General features: G+C 46.7%; 8 protein-coding genes. 2 read left to right on the forward strand and 6 right to left on the reverse strand.

All coding sequences use genetic code 11. The features are described 5' to 3' along the window. Window positions 1–63: 63 nt before the first annotated feature. From HMPREF9443_RS04655 to HMPREF9443_RS04665, 3 genes are all read right to left on the reverse strand, one after another. Window positions 64–1,281: a nitrogenase component 1 gene (locus HMPREF9443_RS04655; RefSeq protein ID WP_009145363.1), complete on the reverse strand. Its 1,218-nt coding sequence runs from the start codon at window positions 1,279–1,281 to the stop codon at window positions 64–66. A gap of 2 nt (window positions 1,282–1,283) precedes the next feature. Next, window positions 1,284–2,570: an oxidoreductase nitrogenase component 1 gene (locus HMPREF9443_RS04660; RefSeq protein WP_009145364.1), complete on the reverse strand. Its 1,287-nt coding sequence runs from the start codon at window positions 2,568–2,570 to the stop codon at window positions 1,284–1,286. A gap of 87 nt (window positions 2,571–2,657) precedes the next feature. Next, entirely contained in the window at window positions 2,658–3,488 is an 831-nt protein-coding gene (locus HMPREF9443_RS04665) for an ABC transporter substrate-binding protein (protein ID WP_087942303.1), read from the reverse strand. Between the two features lie 113 nt (window positions 3,489–3,601). On the opposite strand from HMPREF9443_RS04665, the gene HMPREF9443_RS04670 reads away from it, so the two are divergent. Both HMPREF9443_RS04670 and HMPREF9443_RS04675 read left to right on the forward strand, forming a co-directional pair. Beyond that, entirely contained in the window at window positions 3,602–3,991 is a 390-nt protein-coding gene (locus HMPREF9443_RS04670; RefSeq protein WP_040565056.1) for a hypothetical protein, read from the forward strand. A gap of 217 nt (window positions 3,992–4,208) precedes the next feature. After that, a complete protein-coding gene (locus tag HMPREF9443_RS04675; protein ID WP_009145368.1) occupies window positions 4,209–5,768 on the forward strand; it encodes a ClC family H(+)/Cl(-) exchange transporter in 1,560 nt (519 codons plus the stop codon). Between the two features lie 64 nt (window positions 5,769–5,832). On the opposite strand, the gene HMPREF9443_RS04680 is transcribed toward HMPREF9443_RS04675, so the two are convergent. The 3 genes from HMPREF9443_RS04680 to HMPREF9443_RS04690 form a co-directional block, all read right to left on the reverse strand. Beyond that, window positions 5,833–7,092 carry an L-cysteine desulfidase family protein gene (locus tag HMPREF9443_RS04680; protein WP_040565057.1) on the reverse strand — a complete coding sequence of 420 codons (1,260 nt, stop codon included), beginning with the start codon at window positions 7,090–7,092 and terminating at the stop codon, window positions 5,833–5,835. Window positions 7,093–7,293: 201 nt separating this feature from the next. After that, a complete protein-coding gene (locus HMPREF9443_RS04685; protein WP_009145370.1) occupies window positions 7,294–8,583 on the reverse strand; it encodes a diaminopimelate decarboxylase in 1,290 nt (429 codons plus the stop codon). Continuing rightward, window positions 8,576–9,283, reverse strand: coding sequence for a TrmB family transcriptional regulator (locus tag HMPREF9443_RS04690; protein ID WP_009145371.1), 708 nt, complete (start codon window positions 9,281–9,283; stop codon window positions 8,576–8,578). Before HMPREF9443_RS04690 ends, HMPREF9443_RS04685 begins: the two co-directional genes overlap by 8 nt. Window positions 9,284–9,443: the final 160 nt, after the last annotated feature.

The following is a 9,443-nucleotide window of genomic DNA, read 5'->3' on the forward strand; positions in this document are numbered from 1 at the left end:
AGTTTGAGAGGGTGGTTTTGTCCCAGTCTCTTTTTGTCTGCCAATAATCAACCGAAATTGAAGTTACATATTCACGTACTGCTGAATATACTCAAAAAGCATATCCGCACCTCTTTCGCCCATGAACGGCAAATGCTTGGCAATTGTCCTGTGACTGTAACAGGGATGGCTTACGCAAACTTTAAAGTTTGTCATGTCAGCTTGCGCAACAGTATCCTCATCAGCCATAACAAGACAATGACGAATATCCTTCAGCAGCTGCAGATATTCCTTCTCTTCCTTAAAGTACTCTATGCCTTCCGCAGCAGTACCGGTGATTTTATGTGTGCATACACTGTGAGCTACATTAAATTTCAACTCCTTGAAGAATGCACCCAAGCCTTTTACTGTATCATAATCACCCTTTAAAAATACCGTACCGGGAGTTCTGCTCAGCAGCGGAGACTTTAAAAGCATTTTCAGTCTGCGTTTTTTTTCCTCCAAACGCTGCAGCATAGCTTCCTTAACCGGCTGCCCTATAACCGCTGCAACGCTATTTAAAAACTCTTTCGTCTGACTATAACCGTAAGGCGGCAGATAAACATAAGGCGTACCGGTAACGCTTTGCAGATATTCGGCACTGGGAACCGCTTCTGCTGTAAGAACAATATTCAGCTCGGCACTGCTAAGCTCGGCAAGCGCCTCCGTAGTCATATTCATCGCAAGGCAATGCAGCAGCTCGCAGCCGAAGCCCTCTCGCAGCAATCTTGTGATTTCGCAGATATCGGATTCTGCTCTGTAATGCAGCGGTGATGCACCTAAAATATTATAGCGTCCTTTTTGCTTGGCTGCGTCAGGCTGTACAAACAGCTCTGCCAGCTGCAGATAGATTTTTCGCAACCCGGCGCTGTAGTCTGCGCCCAAACCGGAGGTATTTACAGGAATCAGCCTGCTCTGAACCTTGCTCTGCAGGCTATCGCAGATTCCCGCAATATCCGTACCGATGATAGATGTTACAGAAGAAGTCAGCACAAAAATAGCCTTAGGCGAATATAAAGCATCCAGCTCCAAAATGCCTCTTTCCAGATGCTCTGTACTGCCCATAATAATATCACTGTCATCTACACCGGTAGTAAAAAGTCTGTCAGGATAATCCTGCCCCAGCTTATTGAAAAAATTCATGCTGAAATGTGTTGTTCCTTCGGGACCATATTCCAAAACAACTGCATCTTCTATATTCAGCAGCGTGCTGATGATGGCCATTCTGTCAGACGGCACCGGAAAATTTCTTATCAAAGCCATAATCACTTCTCCTCTATTTGAGTCTGCGTAAAATCCAGCAAACGCTTAAGCAAGCCGAAACAGCCTGCAAAGCCCAGTACATCCTGTCCCGGCATACTGTCTATACCGAAAATCCCTTTTCTTTCCAGGCTGTCGGTAAAGCTTCTGCCTATATACAGCTGAGGCTTTAATTTATCATAGACAAATTCCATCGCTGCCAGATTGGCACTCTTGCAGACATAAGGATCCGCATATTGCAGCAGCTCTTTTTTTGCTTCCTTGTTTTTCAGAGTGCTCATCTGTATCATCATCGGCTGCAGTCCTAATCCTGCCAGATAAGTATTCAGCTCCCAACAGTTATACGGACTGTTGCCATATATATAGCCAATACCCTGCAGCTTATCCTGCACCTGCTGCTGCAAAGCAAGGCATTCCTCCAAAGACTCTGTAACAATCTGCGGCAGCTCCATTTCCAAAGCAGCAGCAAGCTCCTGATAGGCCTGCAACACCTTGTGCGGATTACACATCGGTGGGAAGTAAACGTAAGGCACAGCAAGCTTTTCCTGCATCTGCTTTGCCAGCTCCAATCCTAGCTCATCAACAACAATATTCAGCTTCGCTCTTCCTGCAAGCGCCAAATCCTGCAGACTGCATTTGCCAGGAAGCTGCAGTCCTAACTGTACGCCGGCCTGCTCCAGCAGCTGCAGCAAAACAGAATTTTTTTGCAAAGGAGCACCATTGCCAAGAATATTGACAACATTTTCCGTCGGCATTTTCCGCATCAGCTTTACAGTGGCAGTCAATGTTCTTTCGATACCCGGCAGATGATCCCGACACTGAAAATGCTCCGTACGCACAAGCAGAATCGTCACATGGTACCTTTCCTCCAGCTCATCAACGAGTGCATCATAATCATCACCGATGATTTCCAGAACGCAGGTTGTTACCAATACTATGCATTTAGGAGCTCCTGCCTCAAAAATTTCGGCAACGGCCTTTTTAGTTTTCTTAATCGTACCGAAGGTCACATCATAATCATCTATTACTACTGAAACACAGCTTTCCTTAAGACTGCCGAATATTTTCATATTCGCCAGCAGCTTGGAATAATAGGTACATTCATCCGTACCTACGATAACTGTAACTGCCTCCGGCAGCTGTCTCACGGTCATCAGAACACCCATCAGCGGGCAATGAGTTCCCGGGAAGGATGTTGCCATCAGCGGTTTAATATCCCTTTGCTCATTTACTTCGCTCAAGCGTCTGATATTATGTAAAATATCAGCGCCATAGTTTTTCTTTTGCAGCATATTTCTTCTCCTCAAAAAACAAGGGGCAGCAGATAAAACCGCCACCCCCATAAAATGTTATTTAATATCACACAAAGACCTTTGTGTCTATTTGCCGTAAACTGCCTCATGCAGAAGCTCTACACTGTCAGCGGCATGTTGCGACAGACAATTTACATAACCCTGCGGAATGACAATCGCCTGTTTTTTCTTTACAGCGGTTACCGTAGCCAGCGCAGGATCAGCATAGAGTTCTTCTAATTGCGCATTGCCTGCCTTATAAGCACCGCCCTGAGACCAGGTAGCGATAATTATGTAGTCAGGATTTGCCTGTACTACTTCTTCCTTACTCAAAATACGGCTCGTTCCGGGTTTGTCCGCAATTGTATGACGTGCTGCCTCATAGCAGTCCTCTACGCCGGCAGCAGTCATGATATCGTTAAAGATAATACCCTTGCCGCCGATAGCGCCAAAGCGCAGAAAGAGCAGACCTTTTTTTCTGTCCTCAGGCTGCATTTTTTTAACCTTAGCTTCAACCGCACTGATTTTTTTCTGCATCTCGGCAATCAGCTTTTCAGCCTGCTCCGTTTCGCCTACAGCACCGCCGATAGCCTTAATCGTCTTGGGAATATTGCTCAGTCTGGATGCGGCGGGATAAACAAAAACCTTAATTCCCACATCCTCCAAGCTGGAAATCTGCTCCGGCTTACTGCTGTCCGGCAGCAGCACCAGATCAGGCTTCAGTGCAAGAATAGCCTCCGGATTGCTTTCCGCAATTTTGGTAACATCCTTAGCCTCCTTGGCACCCATGGCCAAATCCTCATCATGCACCCATTTGGACAGGCCTGCTATACGCTTATGGTCAACAAGGCCTAAAAGCACCTCGTCACCATAAACATACAGGCTGATTATTTTTTGAGGCTTAGACTCAAAGGACAGCTTTAAACGATATTCAAAATCTGCCTCTTAACCAGATTCTGCTGGAACTTCAAGAGGAAGAACATCTTTATTTTAGTGAGGATATAAGTTTCCAAACACCTATTAAACATCGAATGAATATTTTGGCTAAGCATATGCTGCCAGTATTTTCTCATCCGTCCTTTCAGGAATATCTGATGGGCTTTCATTATGACAGCAATGAATTCTTCTACGAAGATCTTATAACGCAATACAACGTATTTATTAGCGCAAATAGCAAATTACATTATAATAATCCAATAAAGAAAACGAAAGAAAAAGGCTTATATCTGTGCGTTTACTGCAATGCTCATTATGGAGTAATTGATTCAAAAATAAAAGAACGCATATTAAAATTTGTCGAACAAAATAAATTGCATATGCATGGAGGCATATATCTTTTCCCGCTGCGCAACTTCTGGTCTACTTCTAAGCCTGAGGAAGAACTTGTTAAACTCTGCTTAAGAGTAGAATATACTGATTAAGGTGTATAACTATTATACGCTTTATTTTTATTTTAAATTGAAGCTCCTGCAGTAAAATACAACAAAACCTCTGATATTTCTTCCGGTATCAATACACAGGCAAAAGAAGTTGGTATATTTGTGCCAACTTCTTTTTATATGAGCATTCTGTGCATCTGTAAGGTTATTTTTGTGCTATAATATTAGTTACAAAAATTCGAAGAAAAGAGTTATATTTATGGACGATAAAGAACAAAAATTCAAAACCTACCGTTCGCTCAGCAACATGCACAACTTCCGCCTGCGCCTGTTTGCGGAGGGCATCCTCACCGGTATCTTGGCCGGTATAGTCATCAGCTTCTTCCGCTTCGCCCTCTCGGAGATGGAATACCTGCGTGGAGCGCTCTACAACCGCCTGTGGGTAAGCGACTGGAGCATCAACGCCTGCTGGTTCGCCGTGCTCATCGCCATCGCCTTCATCCTGCACAAGCTCAACTGCATCGAGCCTATGGCCGCCGGCAGCGGCATTCCGCAGGTTAAGGGAGCAATTTTAGGCCTGATGAAAATGCGCTGGCTGCACATTCTCTGGGTTAAGCTCACCGCCGGTATCATCGGCATCGGCGCCGGTCTTTCCCTGGGACGCGAAGGCCCGTCTATTCAGCTAGGCGCAGTAACTGCGCAGGGCGTCAGCCGTCTTATGGGACGCACCCGCATGGAGGAACGCTATCTGCTGACCAGCGGTGCCAGCGCCGGTCTGGCAGCAGCCTTCAACGCTCCGCTCGCCGGTGTAATCTTTGCTTTGGAGGAGCTGCACCGCAACTTTTCCATCATGGTTCTGCTGCCCTCAATGGCAGCAGCCTTCACTGCGACGATTATTTCCCGCGCTATTTTCGGTCGTGCGACAATTTTTGATATCCCCTACTTACAACTGCTTCCCATCAGCTATTACGGCATCGTCATTTTAGTTGCTCTTGCCAGCGGTCTGGCAGGCGTTATCTTTAACTGGGGACTGCTGAATATAGGCCGCTTTTACAGCCTGCCCTGCTTCAAGCGCCCTGTACAGAAGATTGCCTTTGCCCTCATCTGCGCCGGTATTCTGGGTTACTTCCTGCCGGAGGTTTTGGGCGGCGGCAACGATCTGATTAATCATCTGGCCAAAGCACCTGTATCGTTACAGCTTCTGCTGATTTTTCTTGCAGGCAAGCTGATTTTTACGCTCATCAGCTACGGTTGCGGCGTTCCCGGCGGTTTCTTCCTGCCGATGCTCGTTATCGGCGCTCTCTGCGGCAGCATTTGCGCCCAGATGCTGATTATGCTTGGCTGGATTGAGCCTGCATATGCCACAAATATTATGGTAGTTGCTATGGCGGCGCTTTTTGCTTCTTCCGTACGCGCGCCTATCACAGGCACCGTACTGATTATGGAAATGACAGCCAGCTACCAGCAGCTGCTTTCGCTGGCGATTGCTGCCATGGTGGCCTTCGTCATTGCGGAGCTGTGCCACAGCAAGCCTATCTACGAGGAGCTGATGCAGCGCATGCTGCACAAAAAAGCGCCGGAACCGGCTGTACTGGAGCAACGCAATGTTATCGAGCTGGTAATTTGCAGCGGCAGCAGCGTCAGCGGCAAGCTTATCAAGGATATTCCCTGGCCGCCGAATACACTTTTAGTTGATGTCAAGCGCGGTGAATCACAGCTCATCCCGGCAGGTGACACGCGTCTGCTCAGCGGCGATTTTATCTATATCCTTACTGCTACCGAGCATGTAGAAGAGCTTACCAAAATGGTAGAAGAATAATTATATAGCGGATAAAAAACAGAGAGCCTGCGTAAACCGCAGACTCTCTAATTTTTTGGCTTTATTACAGGCCAAGCATTACATCAATAATTTCTTTATCGGTTTCTACCATGCCCTGGCTGGCAATTTTGCCGACTGCAGCAATGGTTTCATCGGCAGTATTTTGGACAATGCCGTCACCGCCGGCAAAGTTACGTTCAGCAACGGACATATCAACGCCCATCAGACCGCCTTCAACAGCCATAGCAATCTTAGCTGCGCAGGAGGATTTTGCACCGTCGCAGATAATACCGCTGTTGATAGCCAGAGCATTTTCTACAGCATGCTCGATCTGGTCATCGGTGCAATCATACAGGAAAGCGATTGCCGCACCGGCACCGCAGCCTGCGCTGATAGCACCGCAGTATGCGGACAGCTTACCGATACCCTGCTTCAGGTAAATGGTAACAAGGTCGCTCAGCAGTACTGCACGCAGCATTTTTTCTTCGCCTGCAGCCAATGCATGTGCATAAACAACAACAGGAACAGAAGCGGTAATACCCTGGTTGCCGCTGCCGGAGGTAATTACTACCGGAAGCTCACAGCCGTTCATACGCGCGTCACTGCCTGCAGCAGCGCTGGCACGTGCGCGGATACGCAGGCTGTCCGGATCGCGACGCAGCAAAATTTTGCCGATGCTTGCGCCGTAATCATTGGTCAGGCCTTCTTTGGAAATAGCCATATTGAAATCAATCTGACGTTTCAGCAGATGCTTAACATTATCTAACGGCATATTGCGGGCCGCATCCAGAACATCCTCGATTCTCCACAGGCTCTTAGCCTCTTCTTCGGCAGGCACAATCGGTTTTTCCAAAACAGTAGCGCCGTTTTTCTTAATGCAGGTAACATTAGTGTGGTCCGTACGAATAGTTACCTCAGCATTATTGCCGCCTGCTGCCAGAAAAATGCGGATATAGAAAATATCCGGTTCTTCGGAAACGTGAATATTAATCTTGCCGGATTCAGCCAACGCCTTAATTTCAGCCTTTTCCTCTTGGTTAATATAAGCCAGAACCTCCAGCTGACGCTCGGAATGAGCGGCAACGACACCAGCAGCGCAGGCAACCTCAATGCCCTTCATCTTGTTGGTATTCGGTACAACAACGCTCTTAACGTTTTTGATAATATTACGGCTAACCCAGATTTCAATCTGCTCAGGGAAAGCTCCTAATTGCTCGCGACATACAGCAGCACAGTAAGCAATGGCGATAGGCTCGGTACAGCCCATGGCGGGAATAAGCTCCTCCGCCAGCGCCTCCTCATAAACAGCATATTTATTTTGCATAAGCACATCCTCCAAAATTCGGCTGCGTTCCCTCACAGCCTGATATTTTTTCGTAAGCATTATTGCCTAAAGCTTCCGACAATTCATTATCTATTGTAAATCAAAAGCAGCTTTCAGGCAAGTGCTTATATCACATAATAATAAAGGACTGAAGCCCTCAGGCCTCAGTCCTATTGAAACAACGTCACTAAGCGTTGTTTTTTACATTTTAATTTTTGCTTCTTCTGCCAGCTTCGGTCCGTACTCACCGAAATCGAAGGTAGCAAAATAATCTGCCGGTGTTTCCGCACGGCGAATCATTTTAACACTGCCGTCCTCCTGCAGCAGCAGCTCGGCACTGCGCAGCTTGCCGTTATAGTTGTAGCCCATAGAGAAGCCATGCGCACCGGCATCATGGATAAAGAGCAAATCGCCGATATTAATTTCAGGCAGCATTCTGTCTACGGCAAATTTATCGTTGTTCTCGCACAGGCCGCCGGTTACATCATACTTATGGTCGCAGGGAGCGTTTTCCTTGCCCATAACGGAAATATGATGATAGGAACCATAGATAGCGGGACGCATCAGATTAGCAGCGCAGGCATCACAGCCGATGTATTCTTTATAGATATGCTTTTGATGAATAGCAGTAGTTACCAAAGCGCCATTCGGTGCCAGCATGTAACGTCCAAGCTCGGTGAACAGCTTAACATCGCCCATGCCTGCAGGTACAAGCACCTCTTCAAACACCTTACGCACGCCTTCGCCGATTGCCAGTACATCATTATCCTGCTGTTCAGGCTTGTAGGCAATACCGATACCGCCGCTGAGGTTGATAAAGGAGATATGCGCACCGGTTTTTTCCTTAAGCTCTACTGCCAGCTCAAACAGAATACGTGCCAGTTCCGGATAGTATTCGTTGGTAACGGTATTAGAAGCCAGGAATGCATGAATACCGAAATTCTTTACGCCCTTGCTCTTGAGAATTTTATAAGCTTCGATAATCTGCTCATGAGTCATACCGTATTTTGCATCGCCGGGGTTATCCATAATGTTGTTGGCAATGGCAAAATGTCCACCGGGATTGTAACGGCAGCAGACGGTTTCCGGAATATCGGCAACCTTTTCCAAAAAGTCGATATGAGTAATATCATCCAGATTGATGTTTACATTCAGTTTACGAGCCAGTTTAAAATCCTCTGCCGGAGTTGCATTGGAGGAGAACATAATCTCGCTCTCCTTAAAGCCTACGGCATCGCTCATCAAAAGCTCGGTATAGGAGGAGCAGTCGGCACCGCAGCCCTCTTCGCGCAGAATCTGCAGCAGATAGGGGTTAGGTGTAGCCTTTACTGCGAAATATTCTTTAAAGCCCTTGTTCCAGGAAAAAGCCTTGTTCACCAGACGCGCGGTGCGACGGATGCCGGCCTCATCATACAGATGGAACGGAGTAGGATATTGGGAAACGATTTTTTCTAATTGTTCTTTAGTAACAAACGGAATTTTCTTAGACATTCATATCACCTTTCTGTAATTTAATCAGCGCAATTTCATTCTGCAGCGCTTCCTTAAATAAATCAACTAAATTGCGTTTGCAGGAATACAAACAGGTTGAATCCTCATCATCCTGCAAATCTCCTGTCAAAACGGTGTGTGAATCGGCAATCAGACGAATCTGCTCGCTTTGCTTATTTGTTCCGTAGCAGATTGCTCCCGGCAAAGAAAAGTATTTATCACCGATAACTACTACCTTCAAGCCTCGCTGCAAAGCATCCTGCAGCTCCGGCAGCATCAGCTCCAGCATTCTGCTGTTAGCTGACAGATAAATTCTTGCCTGTGCCTGACGCACGGTATTGCGCATTTTATTTATAATCTCTTGCGCACCCTTGATGGTGATATACCCCTCAGGATCATTGTTCAGCACCGGCAGCTGTTGGAGTATATCTTTTTTTATCTCCTCCAGACAACTGATTTTGTTGCTGCAAAACTCAGCAGCAGGCACCGGAGTATAGCGCGTTACCTTGCCCTCCTCCAGCACATACGCTGCTCCCTTATCCACCAGTCCTGCCAGCGCAGTATAAGTGTTGGAACGCGAAATGCCGGTCTGCTTGGCTGCTTCGTAGCCGGTCATCTGACCGGACTTCAGCAGCAGCACATACAGAGTTGCTTCCTGCTTTGTTAAGTTAAAATTAGTAAGACCTTCAATTAAATTCATAAAACCCTCATTCAGTTCTTCGGCTTTTGCGACGGAACTTTTTGCTTTTTGAGCGCATATTTATATTGTTATTCCTGTTTAAGACCACTATACTACGATTTAGACGAGTTGTCAATAGCTAACCGCCGTTTTGGCCGCGTCAGTTTACTGTAGGAATCAA

Origin of the sequence: Phascolarctobacterium succinatutens YIT 12067, from assembly GCF_000188175.1 — a bacterium.
Taxonomy (GTDB): Bacteria; Bacillota; Negativicutes; order Acidaminococcales; family Acidaminococcaceae; genus Phascolarctobacterium_A; species Phascolarctobacterium_A succinatutens.